The 14044-nt window shown below is 66.1% G+C and carries 13 protein-coding genes; 8 read left to right on the forward strand and 5 right to left on the reverse strand.

What is annotated here, in order from left to right:
* Positions 1-752 (reverse strand): pyridoxal-phosphate dependent enzyme (locus OMP44_RS21360; protein WP_280311083.1); only part of this gene is annotated, 752 nt, incomplete at its 3' end.
* 124 nt (positions 753-876) lie between these two features.
* Between OMP44_RS21360 and rpiA the strand changes: the two genes are divergently transcribed.
* Positions 877-1551 (forward strand): ribose-5-phosphate isomerase RpiA, encoded by a 675-nt coding sequence (rpiA, locus tag OMP44_RS21365; protein WP_187981062.1) that lies wholly within the window; start codon positions 877-879, stop codon positions 1549-1551.
* Between the two features lie 269 nt (positions 1552-1820).
* Here the strand turns inward: rpiA and serA are convergent, their stop codons facing one another.
* The gene (gene serA / locus OMP44_RS21370; RefSeq protein ID WP_017639986.1) at positions 1821-3050 is read right to left on the reverse strand and encodes a phosphoglycerate dehydrogenase; all 1230 of its coding nucleotides are present in this window, start codon (positions 3048-3050) and stop codon (positions 1821-1823) included.
* Between the two features lie 238 nt (positions 3051-3288).
* On the opposite strand from serA, the gene OMP44_RS21375 reads away from it, so the two are divergent.
* From OMP44_RS21375 to OMP44_RS21385, 3 genes are all read left to right on the forward strand, one after another.
* Positions 3289-3954: a fumarylacetoacetate hydrolase family protein gene (locus tag OMP44_RS21375; protein ID WP_133862247.1), complete on the forward strand. Its 666-nt coding sequence runs from the start codon at positions 3289-3291 to the stop codon at positions 3952-3954.
* 138 nt (positions 3955-4092) lie between these two features.
* Positions 4093-4998 (forward strand): SdiA-regulated domain-containing protein, encoded by a 906-nt coding sequence (locus tag OMP44_RS21380; RefSeq protein WP_263259571.1) that lies wholly within the window; start codon positions 4093-4095, stop codon positions 4996-4998.
* 70 nt (positions 4999-5068) lie between these two features.
* Positions 5069-5992, forward strand: a complete 924-nt coding sequence (locus OMP44_RS21385) for an SdiA-regulated domain-containing protein (protein ID WP_280311087.1) — start codon at positions 5069-5071, stop codon at positions 5990-5992.
* A gap of 787 nt (positions 5993-6779) precedes the next feature.
* Here OMP44_RS21385 and OMP44_RS21390 read toward each other — a convergent pair.
* A complete protein-coding gene (locus OMP44_RS21390; RefSeq protein WP_187981057.1) occupies positions 6780-7304 on the reverse strand; it encodes a gamma carbonic anhydrase family protein in 525 nt (174 codons plus the stop codon).
* Positions 7305-7608: 304 nt separating this feature from the next.
* On the opposite strand from OMP44_RS21390, the gene OMP44_RS21395 reads away from it, so the two are divergent.
* The 4 genes from OMP44_RS21395 to OMP44_RS21410 all read left to right on the forward strand — a co-directional run bounded on the left by OMP44_RS21395 (position 7609) and on the right by OMP44_RS21410 (position 12430).
* Positions 7609-9060, forward strand: coding sequence for an anion permease (locus tag OMP44_RS21395; protein WP_280311090.1), 1452 nt, complete (start codon positions 7609-7611; stop codon positions 9058-9060).
* A 250-nt stretch (positions 9061-9310) separates the two neighbouring features.
* The gene (scpC, locus tag OMP44_RS21400; protein WP_280311092.1) at positions 9311-10846 is read left to right on the forward strand and encodes a succinyl-CoA:acetate CoA-transferase ScpC; all 1536 of its coding nucleotides are present in this window, start codon (positions 9311-9313) and stop codon (positions 10844-10846) included.
* 242 nt (positions 10847-11088) lie between these two features.
* Positions 11089-12000 carry a D-alanyl-D-alanine endopeptidase gene (pbpG, locus tag OMP44_RS21405; protein WP_037006760.1) on the forward strand — a complete coding sequence of 304 codons (912 nt, stop codon included), beginning with the start codon at positions 11089-11091 and terminating at the stop codon, positions 11998-12000.
* 187 nt (positions 12001-12187) lie between these two features.
* The gene (locus tag OMP44_RS21410; RefSeq protein WP_133862253.1) at positions 12188-12430 is read left to right on the forward strand and encodes a hypothetical protein; all 243 of its coding nucleotides are present in this window, start codon (positions 12188-12190) and stop codon (positions 12428-12430) included.
* 12 nt (positions 12431-12442) lie between these two features.
* On the opposite strand, the gene OMP44_RS21415 is transcribed toward OMP44_RS21410, so the two are convergent.
* Complete coding sequence (locus OMP44_RS21415; protein ID WP_280311095.1) at positions 12443-12868, reverse strand: NUDIX hydrolase; 426 nt, start codon at positions 12866-12868, stop codon at positions 12443-12445.
* The gene (locus tag OMP44_RS21420; RefSeq protein WP_133862255.1) at positions 12868-13878 is read right to left on the reverse strand and encodes an AI-2E family transporter; all 1011 of its coding nucleotides are present in this window, start codon (positions 13876-13878) and stop codon (positions 12868-12870) included. The genes OMP44_RS21415 and OMP44_RS21420 overlap by 1 nt, the downstream gene beginning before the upstream one ends.
* Positions 13879-14044: the final 166 nt, after the last annotated feature.

The following is a 14044-nucleotide window of genomic DNA, read 5'->3' on the forward strand; positions in this document are numbered from 1 at the left end:
TCATCGACATAACGCCGGCAGATCTCGAAGGTATGGTGGCCGATCTGGGCCACGGCCACGCCATCGGCGAACAGTCCTACCCGCGGCAAGACCACTCGCTCACCCGCCGCCATGGCCTGCTGCAGGCAGTTGGAGTCGTCCGGTTCGACGCCGATGACCCTGATCTCGGGCCGCAGGTATTTCACATAGGCGGCGATACCGGCGATCAGGCCACCCCCGCCCACGGGGACGAAGATGGCGTCGAGCCGCCCCGGATGCTGGCGCAGGATCTCCATGGCCACGGTGCCCTGGCCGGCGATGACGTCCGGATCGTCATAGGGCGGCACGAAGGTGTAGCCCTGCTCCTCGACCAGGCGCAGCGCCTCGGCCAGGGCCTCGGGAAAGGCGTCGCCGTGCAGCACCACTTCGCCACCGCGCGATTGCACGCCGATGACCTTGAGCTCCGGCGTGGTGCGCGGCATGACGATGATCGCCCGCACGCCCAGCTCGCGGGCCGCCAGGGACAGGCCCTGGGCGTGGTTGCCGGCGCTGGCGGTGATCACCCCGCGGGCCTTCTCGCTGGCCGAGAGGCTGGCCAGCTTGGTGTAGGCGCCGCGGATCTTGAAGGAAAACACAGGCTGCAGGTCTTCGCGCTTGAGCAGCACCTGGCAGCCCAGCCGCTCGGACAGCGCCCGCGCCGGTTGCAGGGGCGTTTCGATCGCCACGTCGTAGACGGGGGCGAGCAGGGTCTTCTTCACGTACTGTTCGAGCATCGGCGGTGCGATCCGGTAGGTGCGGCGGGGGCGAAAAGTCTACTACGGGCACCCCCGGGTGGGTTAGCCAGGCCGTCCGAGCGGCTATAATCGGCGACCCTCCACCCGTTTCGCGGATACCCCCATGAATCAGGACCAGCTCAAGCAGGCCGTCGCCCAGGCCGCGGTCGACCTCATCCTTCCCCAACTCTCCCGCGACAGCGTGATCGGCGTGGGCACCGGCTCGACCGCCAACTTCTTCATCGACCTGCTGGCCAAGCACAAGCTGGAATTCGATGGCGCCGTGGCCAGCTCCCAGGCCACCGCCGACCGGCTGAAGAGCCATGGCATCACCGTCTATGACCTCAACGGTGTCAACCACCTGGAATTCTACGTGGACGGTGCCGACGAAGCCGACGGCCACCTCAACCTGATCAAGGGCGGCGGCGCGGCCCTGACCCGCGAGAAGATCGTCGCCGCCGTGGCGCGCACCTTCATCTGCATCGCCGACGCCAGCAAGCGCGTCGAGGTGCTCGGCGAATTCCCGCTGCCGGTCGAGGTCATCCCCATGGCCCGCAGCTATGTGGCCCGCGAACTGGTCAAGCTGGGCGGCGACCCGGAATACCGCGACGGCGTGGTGACCGACAACGGCAACGTCATCCTCGACGTGCACAATATGCACATCGTCGATCCAGTGGGCCTGGAAGCCAAGATCAACAACATCGTCGGCGTGGTCGCCAACGGCCTCTTCGCCGCCCGCCCGGCGGACGTGCTGCTGCTGGGCACCGCCCAGGGCGTGGAGCGCCTGGAGCGCAGCTAAGCCACCCGTAGCGTGGAAAACCGCGCCAGCGTTTTCCACAGGTGAGCTCAAGCACGGCCAGTGGATAAGGCTGCGCCGTTATCCACGCTACGGCGTTTATCGCGGCCATGGCGGTCCGCCGATGCGGCCGCTCCTACAAAAGTATCATCCCTGTAGGAGCGGTCGCTACGACGCACCGGCATGGCCGCGATGAAACCTCCGCCAGCACGAAAGCAAAAAAGCCCCGGTCAGGCGAACCCGACCGGGGCTTTTTCATGGTGCATTAACGCTTAGAACAGCACGCGGCAACGGATGGTGCCCTTGATGTTCTGCAGCTTTTCCTGGGCCAGGTCGGAGTAGTCGGCGTCGACGTCGATCACCACGTAGCCGACCTTCTCGTCGGTCTGCAGGTACTGACCGGAGATGTTGATGCCGCTCTCGGAGAAGACGCGGTTGATCTCCGACAGCACGCCCGGCACGTTCTGGTGGATGTGCAGCAGGCGGTGCTTGCCCGGGTGCGACGGCAGGGCCACTTCGGGGAAGTTGACCGAGGACACCGAGGTGCCGTTGTCGCTGTACTTGACCAGCTTCTCGGCCACTTCCAGGCCGATGTTGGCCTGGGCCTCGGCGGTGGAGCCACCGATGTGCGGGGTCAGGATGACGTTGTCCAGGCCGCGCAGCGGCGAGACGAACTCGTCGTTGTTGGAGCGCGGCTCCACCGGGAAGACGTCGATGGCGGCGCCGATCAGGTGCTCGTCCTTGATGGCGGCGGCCAGGGCGTCGAGGTCGACCACGGTGCCGCGGGCAGCGTTGATCAGGATGCCGCCCTTCTTGATGGCGCGGATCTCGCGCTCGCCCATCATCAGCTGGGTGGCGGGGGTTTCCGGCACGTGCAGGGTGACGATGTCGCTCATGCCGAGCAGTTCGGTCAGGGAGCCGACCTGCTGGGCGTTGCCCAGGGGCAGCTTGGTGATGACGTCATAGAAGAACACCTGCATGCCCAGGCCTTCGGCCAGCACCGACAGCTGGGTGCCGATGGAGCCGTAGCCGATGATGCCCAGCTTCTTGCCACGGATCTCGAAGGAATTGGCCGCGCTCTTGATCCAGCCGCCCCGGTGGCAGGAGGCGTTCTTGGCCGGGATGCCGCGCAGCAGCAGGATGGCCTCGGCCAGCACCAGCTCGGCGACCGAACGGGTGTTGGAATAGGGCGCGTTGAACACGGCGATGCCGCGCTCGCGGGCGGCCTGCAGGTCGACCTGGTTGGTGCCGATGCAGAAGCAGCCGACGGCGACCAGCTTCTTGGCGCAGTCGAACACCTCTTCGGTGAGCTGGGTGCGCGAGCGGATGCCGATGAAGTGGGCGTCGGCGATCTTTTCCTTGAGCTGGGCATCCGGCAGGGAGCTGGTGACGTACTCGATGTTGCTGTAACCCGCGGACTTCAGGATATCCACGGCGGACTGGTGGACGCCTTCCAGGAGAAGGAAGCGGATCTTGCTCTTGTCGAGGGAAGTCTTGCTCATCTGCGTTGAATCCAGAGTGTCCAGGGAGAAGGATGCCGGCGCGGCGCAGGCCAGTTCAGCCAGCGGCAAAGGGGGCGCTATCTTAGCATGAGCCGTCGCATGCAGGTCCGGTTGCGACCTGAAGCTTTCTCAGGGCGACCATGAGCGCCTTGCGACCAGGACCGCGCCGCGGTCCGCGCTTTTGGTTAAGATCGTGAGGTCAAGATCGCCCGCAGACGCCACTCACCAGGAGCACCAGATGGCCTACCAGCACCAGTACCTCGATGGCACCAAGATCCACTTCCCCCTGGGCAAGGTCGTCTGCATCGGCCGCAACTACGCCGAGCACGCCAAGGAGCTGAACAATCCGGTTCCCACCGAGCCCCTGCTGTTCATCAAGCCGGCCAGTTGCGTGGTGCCGGTGGCCGAGGGCTTCGCCATCCCCACCGATCAGGGTTCGGTGCACTACGAGGCCGAGATCGCCGTGCTGATCGGCAAGCCGCTGTCGAAGAAGCCGTCGACCGAAGAGGTGCGCGACGCCATCTCCGGCTTCGCCCCTTCCCTGGACCTGACCCTCAGAGAGGTGCAGAGCCGGCTCAAGGAAAAGGGCTATCCCTGGGAGATCGCCAAGAGCTTCGACGGCGCCTGCGTGCTCGCGCCCTTCGTGCCGGGCGATGCCTTCGAGGACCTGGCCGACATCCCGGTGCGCCTGACCATCAATGGCGAAGTGCGCCAGGACGGCAACAGCCGCGACATGCTCAATCCCATCCTGCCGCTGATCCAGGCCATCGCCGGGCATTTCTCTCTGCAACCGGGCGACGTCATCCTCACCGGCACGCCGGTGGGTGTCGGACCTCTCAACGTGGGCGATGACCTGGTACTGGAGCTGCCGGACGTTAGCCGCTTCGAAACGCGCGTGCTATAACCCCGCCACCCACCGTCTCCCGGCCGGTGCCGGGCGACGGTGTGCCGGCGCGGCCACGACGCTCCAGGCCTTGCCTGAAAAGTGCCTACGCTCGGCGACTTTGCAGACAAGCCATAACAAGAAGCCGTACGAGCCCGCATGTCCAGACTCCCCCGCCTCATCCTGTCGCGCCTCCTTCCCGCCTTCGTCCTGCTGGTGCTGATCGTCCTCACCTTCGTCTGGCACTGGAACGACCGGGCGCTGCTCTGGTGGCAGGAATACCGCACGCCGCCGGAAATCCGCGCCCAGGCGGTCTGGCTGCCGGACTACCAGGCGGTGATCCAGGGCAAGCAGCTGCCGGGGCTGGCCGAAGCCGAGACCTCCGATCTCACCTACGACCCCCGTACCCGCACCCTCTTCGCCGTTACCGGCAGCACCCCCTACCTGGTGCAGCTGAGCCTGACCGGCGACATCCTCAGACGCATCCCGATCCGCAACGTCTCCAACCTGGAAGGCGTGACCGCCCTGGAAGACGGGCGCCTGGCCATCGTCGACGAACGCCAGCGGCGGCTGTCGCTGTTCCAGCTGAAGGACGACACCCGGGAGCTGGATGCCAACACCTTCGAGCACCACGACCTGGGCTTTCCCGACGCCGGCAACAAGGGCTTCGAAGGCATCGCCTGGGACCGGCGGCACCAGCGCCTGATCCTCAGCAAGGAGCGCGACCCGGCCGCCCTCTTCACCCTGGCCAGCGACGGCCGCGGCGTTACCGGCAGCCTGCAACCCTTTCCGCTGAAGCAGCTGGTGATCGACTACTCCGCGGTGGCGGTCGATCCGCGCACCGGGCACCTACTGGCGTTGTCCGACCAGTCCCATACCCTGGTGGAGCTGACCGCCGAGGGACAACCGGTCAGCTTCATCAGCCTGAGACGTGGCCTGCACGGCCTGGACGCGACCATGGAGCAACCGGAAGGCGTGGCCCTCGACGAAGCCGGCAATCTCTACCTGATTGGTGAACCCAATCTCTTCCACGTGTTTCACAAGGTGTCCAAAGCGGCGCAATGAGCGCCTATTCAGCTTGAATTCAGGGTGGCGCCCTTAGGCTGCGCGGCATTACCGCCTCAGGACCCTGTCGATGTTTCCGCTGTTTTCCCCTCGCACCCTGGGCGCCTTGCTGAGCGGCGCCCTGCTGCTGGCCCTAACCCTGGTGGCCCAGCAGCACCGGCTATTCGAGCGGCTCCTGTTCAACGTCCAGAGCCAGCTTCAGGCCGAGAGCCGCCAGGCCCGTTCGCTGTGGCTGCCGAGCTACCGGGTCACCGTCGAAGCCCGCCCCATTGGCGAGGGCATCACCGATGTCTCGGCACTGAGCTTCGATCCGGATCGCCGCACCCTGGTCAGCGTCACCAACAAGCCGGCGCGCTTTCTCGAACTGGACCTGGACGGCCGGCTGCTGCGCCAGGTGGAGCTCAGGGGCTTCAGCGATCCGGAAGCCATCGAGTACATCAAGCCGGGTGTCTACATGATCAGCGAAGAGCGCCGCCAGCGCCTGGTGCGGGTACGGATCGGCGCCGACACCCGGGTGGTGGACGTCGACGACCGCCAGGTCAGCCATCCCTTCAGCCTCAGCGACGTGCAAAGCGACAACCGCGGCAACGAAGGCCTGGCCTATGACGCGGCCCGCGAACGCTTCTTCGTCGCCAAGGAAAGCGATCCGGTACGCATCTACGAGATCGACGGCCTGGGCAGCGAAGCCTTCGAAGGCCTGCAGGCGCTGTCGCTGCGCACGGATCCACAGCGTGATCGCCGCCTTTTCGTGCGCGATCTCTCCAGCCTGCAATTCGACCCCGGCACCGGCCACCTGCTGGCGCTCTCGGATCAGTCGCGCCTGGTGCTGGAACTGGACGACGACGGCAAGCCGATCAGCTCGCTGTCGCTGCTGCGCGGCCAGCACGGTCTGAGCCGCAGCGTGCCCCAGGCGGAAGGCGTCGCCATGGACGACCAGGGCCGGCTGTACGTGGTCAGCGAGCCCAATCTGTTCTATCGGTTCGAGAAGCCGTGAGGGTGGGGCTATTGCTGGAGCCATAGGCCTGCGCGGACAGCCCCCTCTCCCTCCGGGAGGGGGTTGGGGTGAGGGCACGTCTGGCAACGAATGCCCCTGTGGAAAAGGCTGCGCCGTTTTCCACGCTACGCAGCCGGTATTGGGTAGAACGCAGTGAAGCCCAACGAACCGGAGCGGCTTTTCCCTCACCCCAGCCCTCTCCCCGAGGGAGAGGGGGTGGTTCTGCACTAGCGGATGGGGTGGCGACAACGGATCGCGGCCCATCTGGACCGTTAGACCCAAACGCTTGCTCGGACAGCCCCCTCTCCCTCCAGGAGAGGGTTGGGGTGAGGGCACGCCTGGCAACAACTCTTTAGGTGGAAAAGGCTGCGCCGTTTTCCACGCTACGGCTTCGGCCGGGGCGCTCTGCCTACCTTGTAGGTTGGGTTGAACGCAGCGAAGCCCAACGGACCGGCGCGGCTTTTCCCTCACCCCAGCCCTCTCCCAAGGGGAGAGGGGGTGGCTCTGCGCTAACGGATAGCCGGGCGACAACGGATCGCGGCCCGTCTGGACCGTTAGACCCAAACGCTTGCTCGGACAGCCCCCTCTCCCTCCGGGAGAGGGTTGGGGTGAGGGCGCGTCTGGCAACAACTCTTCAGGTGGAAAAGGCTGCGCCGTTTTCCACGCTACGCAGCCAGTATTGGGTTGAGCGTAGCGAAGCCCAACGGACCGAAGCGGCTTTTCCCTCATCCCAGCCCTTGCTCGGAGGCAGAAGGTCATCCAGCGCGGGGCGCGGCTCCCGATCGCCCTACTCCCCCTGCTCGAACAACTCTTCCAGATAGCGCCGCGCATTGGCCACATAGACCTGGGCGTTGGCCGCCAGCTGCGCCTGCTGAGCCTCGCTCAGGGTGCGCACCACCTTGGCCGGCGAACCGAGCACGAGAGAGCCGTCGGGAATCACCGCGTTCTCGGTGACCAGGGCATTGGCGCCCACCAGGCAGTTGCGCCCGATGCGCGCGCCGTTGAGCACCACGGCGTGGATGCCGATCAGGCTGCCGTCGCCGATTTCGCAGCCATGCAGCATGGCCTGGTGGCCGACGGTGACGCCACGCCCCAGGGTCAGCGGCGAGCCGGGATCAGTGTGCAGCACGGCGCCGTCCTGCACATTGCTGTCCGGGCCGATATGGATCAGCTCGTTGTCGCCACGCAACACCGCGCCGAACCAGACGCTGGCGCCCTCTTCCAGGCGTACCTTGCCGATCACCGCAGCGGTAGGCGCGACCCAGCTGTGCGGATGGGCGTCGACACGGTGTTCTCCCAGGCGGTACTTCATGGCGGTCATCCTCGTGTTATCAGGGTTGGCGGAAAGTCCGATTGTTCGCCGAGGTGAACGACGGGCGCAATCGGCAACGACCGGCGTCTTCGCGTTGTTGCAAGTCATTCTCGATAGCGAAAGAATGCCCTCAGGGAACCTAAGACCGCAGGACTGCGACGAATGACCACGGCCAGAGCGCTGGGAAAGCAGCCCGGCCTTTGCAAAGCTGGCTGCCGCTGACCGCGCAGCCCTCTGGCACAGTACCGTCAGCCATCCCGGCCCAGGCCGGTTTCCCGAGACCACCGGAATCTGCGAGCGCCCGATGCGTACCACCTGGAAATTCCTGCTGCCCCTCGCCGTCACCGGACTGCTGGCGCTGCTGCCGGCACCGGAGGGCCTGCCCGCTCATGCCTGGCTGTACTTCGCCCTCTTCGCCGGCGTGGTGGTGGGACTGATCCTCGAACCTCTGCCCGGCGCAGTGGTCGGCCTGATCGGGGTGGCCGTGGCGGCGCTGCTGGCGCCCTGGGTGCTGTTCAGTCCGGCGCAGCTGGCGACACCGGGCTTTCGCGCCCCCCAGGAGGCGCTGAAATGGGGTCTGGCGGGCTTTTCCAACAACACCGTCTGGCTGATCTTCAGCGCCTTCATGTTCGCCCTGGGCTACGAGAAGACCGGGCTCGGGCGACGCATCGCCCTCTTGCTGGTCAAGGCCATGGGCCGTCGCACCCTGACCCTGGGCTACGCGGTGATGCTGGCCGATCTGGCCCTCGCGCCCTTCACTCCGTCCAACACCGCCCGCAGCGGCGGTACCGTCTACCCGGTGATCCGCAACCTGCCGCTGCTCTACGATTCCAAGCCCAACGATCCCAGCGCCCGGCGCATCGGTTCCTACCTGATGTGGGTGGCGATCTCCTCCACCTGCGTCACCAGCACCCTGTTCCTCACTGCCCTCGCCCCCAATCTGCTGGCCGCCGCGCTGATAGAGAAGACCGCCCAGGTGCACATCAGCTGGGGCCAGTGGTTCATCGCCGCCGCGCCCATGGGCATCTTGTTGCTGGCCCTGCTGCCGCTGCTGGCCTACTGGCTGTATCCGCCGGAGATCAAGCGCAACGATCAGGTGCCGCTGTGGGCGGCCAAGGAACTGGCCGCACTCGGCCCGCTGACCCGCGATGAAAAGCTGCTGCTGGCCCTGGTGATCGGTGCCCTGGCGCTGTGGATCTTTGGTGCCGCCTGGGCCGATCCGGCGCTGGTGGGCATCCTGGTGATCGTGCTGATGCTGCTGCTGAAGGTCATCACCTGGAACGACGCCCTGGGCAACAAGGCCGCCTGGAACACCTTCGCCTGGTTCGCCACCCTGGTAGCCCTGGCCGACGGCCTGACCCGGGTCGGCTTCGTCGCTTGGTTCGGCCAGTGGGTCGCCGGCCACCTGGGCGGCTTCCACGCCGGTACTGCCATGGTGGTGCTGGTGGCGGTCTTCTATCTCGCCCACTACCTGTTCGCCAGCTCCACCGCCCACACCACGGCGCTGCTGCCGGTGATGCTGGCCGCCGGCATGGGCATCCCCGGCATCGACCTGCCGGTATTCGCCCTGCTGCTGGGCACCTCGCTGGGGCTGATGGGCATCATCACGCCCTACGGCACCGGGCCGAGCCCGGTGTACTACGGCAGCGGCTACCTGCCTAGCGCCGACTACTGGCGACTGGGGACCCTTTTCGGCGCGCTGTTCCTGCTGGTTCTGCTGGGGATCGGGGTGCCGTGGATCATGATGGTGGTGTGAGGCCGAGGCCCGGGCGGAGTACCATAGGCTGGGCTTCGCTACGCTCAGCACCAACCTACGAATGCCGATGTTTGGGATGACCAGGCACCGTTGGGCTTCGCTGCGCTCAACCCAACCTACCGAACCCAACCTACGCCCCACTCCCAAAGATTTCCCCGCCCACCCGACCTTTTGCTTAGGGACCTAAGCATCCCTTCGGCGTAGAATCCACATTCTTAGTGTGCTTTCGATAACACCCGCAGAGGTCGTCATGTCCCACCGTATTCGCCATCCCGGTTTCGCCGCCAAGCGCCAGAGCGCCGAGCAGGCCGCGCAGTTCATTCGTCACGGCATGACCGTGGGCATGAGCGGCTTCACCGGGGCCGGTTACCCCAAGGCCGTGCCGGGCGCCCTGGCCCAGCGCATCACCGCCAGCCACGGCGCCGGCGAGCCCTTTCGCATCAAGGTGCTGACCGGCGCGTCCACCGCACCGGAGCTGGACGGCGCCCTGGCGCGGGTCGATGGCATCGAGTTGCGGGTGCCCTTCCAGTCCGATCCGGAGTTGCGCAGTCGCATCAACGCCGGTGGCCTGGAGTACATGGACATCCACCTGGGCCAGCTGGCGGAAAAGGTGCGCTATGGCTTCTTCGGCAAGATCGACGTGGCGGTGGTGGAGATCGCCGCCATTCGCGAAGACGGTCTGCTGGTGCCCTCCTCCTCGGTGGGCAACAACAAGACCTGGCTGGACATGGCCGATGCGGTGATTCTCGAGGTCAATCGCTGGCAGCCCGACGCCCTGGACGGCATGCATGACATCTACACCGACGGCGCCCTGCCGCCCCGCCGCACGCCGATTCCCCTGGCGCATCCCGGCGACCGCATCGGCTCGCCCTATCTGGAAGTGCCGCTGGACAAGGTGGTGGCCGTGGTGGAGACCGATGCCCCCGACCGCAACAGTCCGTTCAAGGCCCCGGACGCCGCCTCCCAGGCCATCGCCGCGCACCTGCTGGACTTTCTGCGCTTCGAGGTACGCCAGGGCCGTATCCCGGCCAATCTGCTGCCCATCCAGTCGGGGGTCGGCAACATCGCCAACGCCTTCATGCAGGGTCTGGCCGAGAGCGAGTTCGCGGGGCTGACCGCCTTCACCGAGGTGATCCAGGACGGCATGCTGGAGCTGCTCATCAGCGGCAAGATGGAGCTGGCCTCGGCCACCTCCTTTTCCCTGAGTCCGGCGGGCATCGAGCGCTTCGTCGAGCACGCCGAGTCGCTGCGCCAGCGCATCATCCTGCGCCAGCAGGGCGTGAGCAATCATCCGGAACTGGTGCGGCGGCTAGGCTGCATCGCCCTGAACGGCATGCTCGAAGCCGACCTCTATGGCAACGTCAACTCCACCCACCAGATGGGCACCGGGATGATGAACGGCATCGGCGGCTCCGGCGACTTTGCCCGCAACGCCTATCTGTCGGTGTTCATGGCGCCGAGCATGGCCAAGAATGGGCTGATCTCGACCCTGGTGCCCATGGTCAGTCACGTCGATCACACCGAGCACGATGTCTCGGTGATCGTCACCGACCAGGGCCTGGCCGACCTGCGCATGCTCAGCCCCAAGCAGCGCGCCCGGGCCATCCTGGAGCACTGCGTGCACCCGAGCTTTCGTCCGGCGCTGGAAGATTATTTCGAACGCGCCCTGGCCGGCAGCCACGGCAAGCACACCCCGCACCTGCTGCCCGAGGCTCTGGCCTGGCACGAACGCTACCTGGTCACCGGCAGCATGCTCGGCCCCACCGCCCAGGAAGCCCACGACTGAAAGGCAAGGCGTCCGAGGCCTCTCGGGCGCCCTTTCGCTCCGCCATCCCCGCCGTCCGTCGCCCATATGCAACTTATTGTGACTTTTTGCCAGCGCGCTGTGTAAAAAGCTGCCTTGTCGGATTCCCAGCCGACATTCCGGGTGATAAAAGACGTGAAATCTCTGAGCAATGTCCTTGATCTGCAAGGGGCATTGCCGTTCGCGGTTGTTCTAACCCCGCCCCCCTTTTGAGAGCTGCCACCGTGAAGATCTGTCATCAACTTGCTGGCCTGTTGCTGGCTGGCTTGGTCGGGCTGAGTCCGGCCGTCCTGGCCCAGACCCCACCGAAGGTCAAGGCCGCGGCTGCCGCCACCGCCCAGCGCCTGGCTTCGAACCACGCCCTGGTCGTCGACCTCAAGACCAACCAGGTACTCTTTTCCCAGAATCCCGACCAGGTCGCCCCCATCGCTTCGGTGACCAAGCTGATGACCGCCATGGTGGTGCTCGATGCCCGGCTGCCGCTGGAACAGACCATCGACATCGACATCAGCGAGAATCCGGCCATGCGTGGCATCTTCTCGCGGGTGCGCCTGGGTAGCCAGCTGACCCGGCGCGACATGCTGCAACTGGCGCTGATGTCCTCGGAAAACCGCGCCGCCACCAGCCTCGCTCATCACTATCCGGGTGGCCAGCGGGCCTTCGTCGCCGCCATGAATGCCAAGGCCCGCGCCCTGGGCATGAGAAACACCCGCTACGCCGAACCCACCGGCCTGTCGCCGCTGAACGTCTCCACCGCGCGTGACCTGGTCACCCTGCTCAAGGCCACCGAGCACTATCCGCTGCTCGGCCAGCTCAGCACCACCCCGGAAAAGACCCAGGCCTTCCACAACCCCAACTATGTGCTGGGCTTTCGCAACACCAACCACCTGGTCTACAACGCCGACTGGAGCGTGCAGCTGACCAAGACCGGCTACACCGACAAGGCCGGTCACTGCCTGGTGATGCGTACCGTGATGGCCGGTCGTCCGGTGGCCTTCGTGGTGATGGACGCCTTCGGCAAGTTCACCCACATGGCCGACGCCACCCGCGTGCGCCGCTGGCTGGAAACCGGCGCGCTGAGCCCCCTGCCGGGCGCGCCCAAGGCCGGTCGCAGCACGGTGCTGGCGCGGCAGTAAGTCCTGTCTGGCACGCCAGGAAGCCGCGTCTCGACGCGGCTTCCTGCTGTCCAGCACCTGGCGCTCGAAGAGCAGCGGACGCCTGCCGCCCCCGGCGAATGGGCCTCCTGGACTCCTTTGACCGCCGAGACGGGCACCCCGGGCGTAAGGCGCGGTCTAGGGCTGTATCCCCTACCTGGAACGCCCTATGAGCAAAGACGCGATCGCCCACGAGTACTACGAAACCATCACCGGCCGCTGCTGGCTGGATGACGTGCGCGAATGGCGCCGCCTGCAGGCCGAGGCCCAGGCCGCCGCCGACCGCTACCTGGCCTGCCCGGAGGACCTGGGCACGCCCGAGCGCGAACGCTTGGAGCAGCGCTGGCGCGCCATCAATGAGGAGGCCGGTGCCTTCTGGCAACGCATGTGGGCGAATCTGGATCGTCAGTGAGGGGCCGCGGCTTCAGGCGAGAAGCGCCAGCAGGCCTTCGGGTACCAGCCGACAGCTGTCGTCGAAGGAATCGAGCGAGCGCCAGGTAGCCATGAAGGCCTCACCATCGCTCTCCTGACCAGGCAGCTCGGTCTGCGCATAGAGCTGCCGATCAACGAATTCGGCGGCGTAGACCAGCACCACCTCGTGGCCCGGCCGCCCGGCGTAGCTGAACAGCGATTCCAGGGTGCCCAGCAGCCTCACCTCGGCCAGTTCGACGCCCAGTTCCTCGCGCATCTCGCGCCGCACGGCCGCCAGACTGGTTTCGCCGAATTCCACGCCACCACCCAGGGGCCGACAGAAGCTTCGGCCATCCTGCGGATCCTGCGTCTCGCGCACCAGGATGCGCTTGCCCTGACGCAGGATGCAGAGTGCCAGGACGCGAATCTGACCGCTCATCAAACCAGCCCTTCCGCCCTCAACTCGCTCTTGAGATAGGCGTAGTACACCGGCGCCGCCACCAGCCCGGGCAGGCCGAAGGCCGCCTCGAACACCAGCATGGCCACCAGCAACTCCCAGGAACGGGCGCTGATCTGGCCGCCGACGATACGGGCGTTGAGGAAGTACTCCAGCTTGTGGATGGCGATCAGGTAGCCCAGCGCCGCCACCGCGACCCAGATCGACAGCGACAGGCCGGCGATGAAGATCAGGGTGTTGGACATCAGGTTGCCGATCACCGGCAGCAGGCCAAGGATGAAGGTGAGGATCACCAGGGTCTTGGCCAGCGGCAGATGGACATCGAACAGCGGCAACACGCCGAGCAGGAAGATGCCGGTCAGGGTGGTGTTGAGCAGCGAGATCTTGATCTGGGCGAAGACTATGTTGCGAAAGGCCTGGGCCACCAGGCCGAGACGCACCAGCAAAGCGCCGGACAGCGGGCGCAGGCGCTCGGGATCGGGGGTGGGCTGCAGGGCAACGATGGCACCGAGGATCATGCCGATCAGCACGATGACGAAGGTCCGTGCCGCGTCGCGACCGAACAGCTGCAGTTGCGCCACATGGGCGCGCACCCATTCCACCAGCTCCTGCTTCATGCTGTCGGCGTTGGCCGGCAGGTAGGCATCCAGCGAAGGCGGCAACTGGGCACGGGCGCGCTCGGTGAGCACCATGAACTTGTCCAGCAGGCGTCCGGGGTTCTGGACTTCCTGGATGATGAAGCTGGTGAACCAGACGAAGAACAGCGTCAGCAGGCTCACCACCAGGGCGCCGAGCAGGGCCACGGCGAGCCAGCGCGCGCCGCCGCCGGGCATTTGCCGCTGCAGGCGCCCGGCCAGGGTGTTGACCAGTTCGTACACCAGCAGGCCGGCCAGCAGGCTGGGCAGGAGCTTGAGCGGGAGAACCAGATAGAGCGCGGTGAAGACGATGATCCAGCTGGCCAAGATGGCCTGGCGTTGCGTGAAGGCGTACATAGATTACCGGCGGCAGAATCCCTGCCCGCAGTCTGACAGTCTGCCGCCTCGCCGCCCAGCCTAGTGTGGTGTTTCAAAAGTTATCTAGGCAATTTTGCCGGCGCCTTTTATCCCTGGACGTCGTTGCCCCTGCTCGCCATAGCCCTGCCATGACTCGTCCCGGCGC

Origin of the sequence: Pseudomonas flavocrustae (assembly GCF_029872515.1) — a bacterium.
Lineage (GTDB): Bacteria > Pseudomonadota > Gammaproteobacteria > Pseudomonadales > Pseudomonadaceae > Chryseomonas > Chryseomonas aestiva.

Excerpts from the sequence above, each read along its gene's own strand:
- rpiA (WP_187981062.1), top strand. The coding sequence starts at position 877 with ATGAATCAGGACCAGCTCAAGCAGGCCGTCGCCCAGGCCGCGGTCGAC.
- serA (WP_017639986.1), bottom strand. The coding sequence starts at position 3,050 with ATGAGCAAGACTTCCCTCGACAAGAGCAAGATCCGCTTCCTTCTCCTG.
- OMP44_RS21375 (WP_133862247.1), top strand. The coding sequence starts at position 3,289 with ATGGCCTACCAGCACCAGTACCTCGATGGCACCAAGATCCACTTCCCC.
- OMP44_RS21380 (WP_263259571.1), top strand. The coding sequence starts at position 4,093 with ATGTCCAGACTCCCCCGCCTCATCCTGTCGCGCCTCCTTCCCGCCTTC.
- OMP44_RS21385 (WP_280311087.1), top strand. The coding sequence starts at position 5,069 with ATGTTTCCGCTGTTTTCCCCTCGCACCCTGGGCGCCTTGCTGAGCGGC.
- OMP44_RS21390 (WP_187981057.1), bottom strand. The coding sequence starts at position 7,304 with ATGAAGTACCGCCTGGGAGAACACCGTGTCGACGCCCATCCGCACAGC.
- OMP44_RS21395 (WP_280311090.1), top strand. The coding sequence starts at position 7,609 with ATGCGTACCACCTGGAAATTCCTGCTGCCCCTCGCCGTCACCGGACTG.
- scpC (WP_280311092.1), top strand. The coding sequence starts at position 9,311 with ATGTCCCACCGTATTCGCCATCCCGGTTTCGCCGCCAAGCGCCAGAGC.
- OMP44_RS21410 (WP_133862253.1), top strand. The coding sequence starts at position 12,188 with ATGAGCAAAGACGCGATCGCCCACGAGTACTACGAAACCATCACCGGC.
- OMP44_RS21415 (WP_280311095.1), bottom strand. The coding sequence starts at position 12,868 with ATGAGCGGTCAGATTCGCGTCCTGGCACTCTGCATCCTGCGTCAGGGC.
- OMP44_RS21420 (WP_133862255.1), bottom strand. The coding sequence starts at position 13,878 with ATGTACGCCTTCACGCAACGCCAGGCCATCTTGGCCAGCTGGATCATC.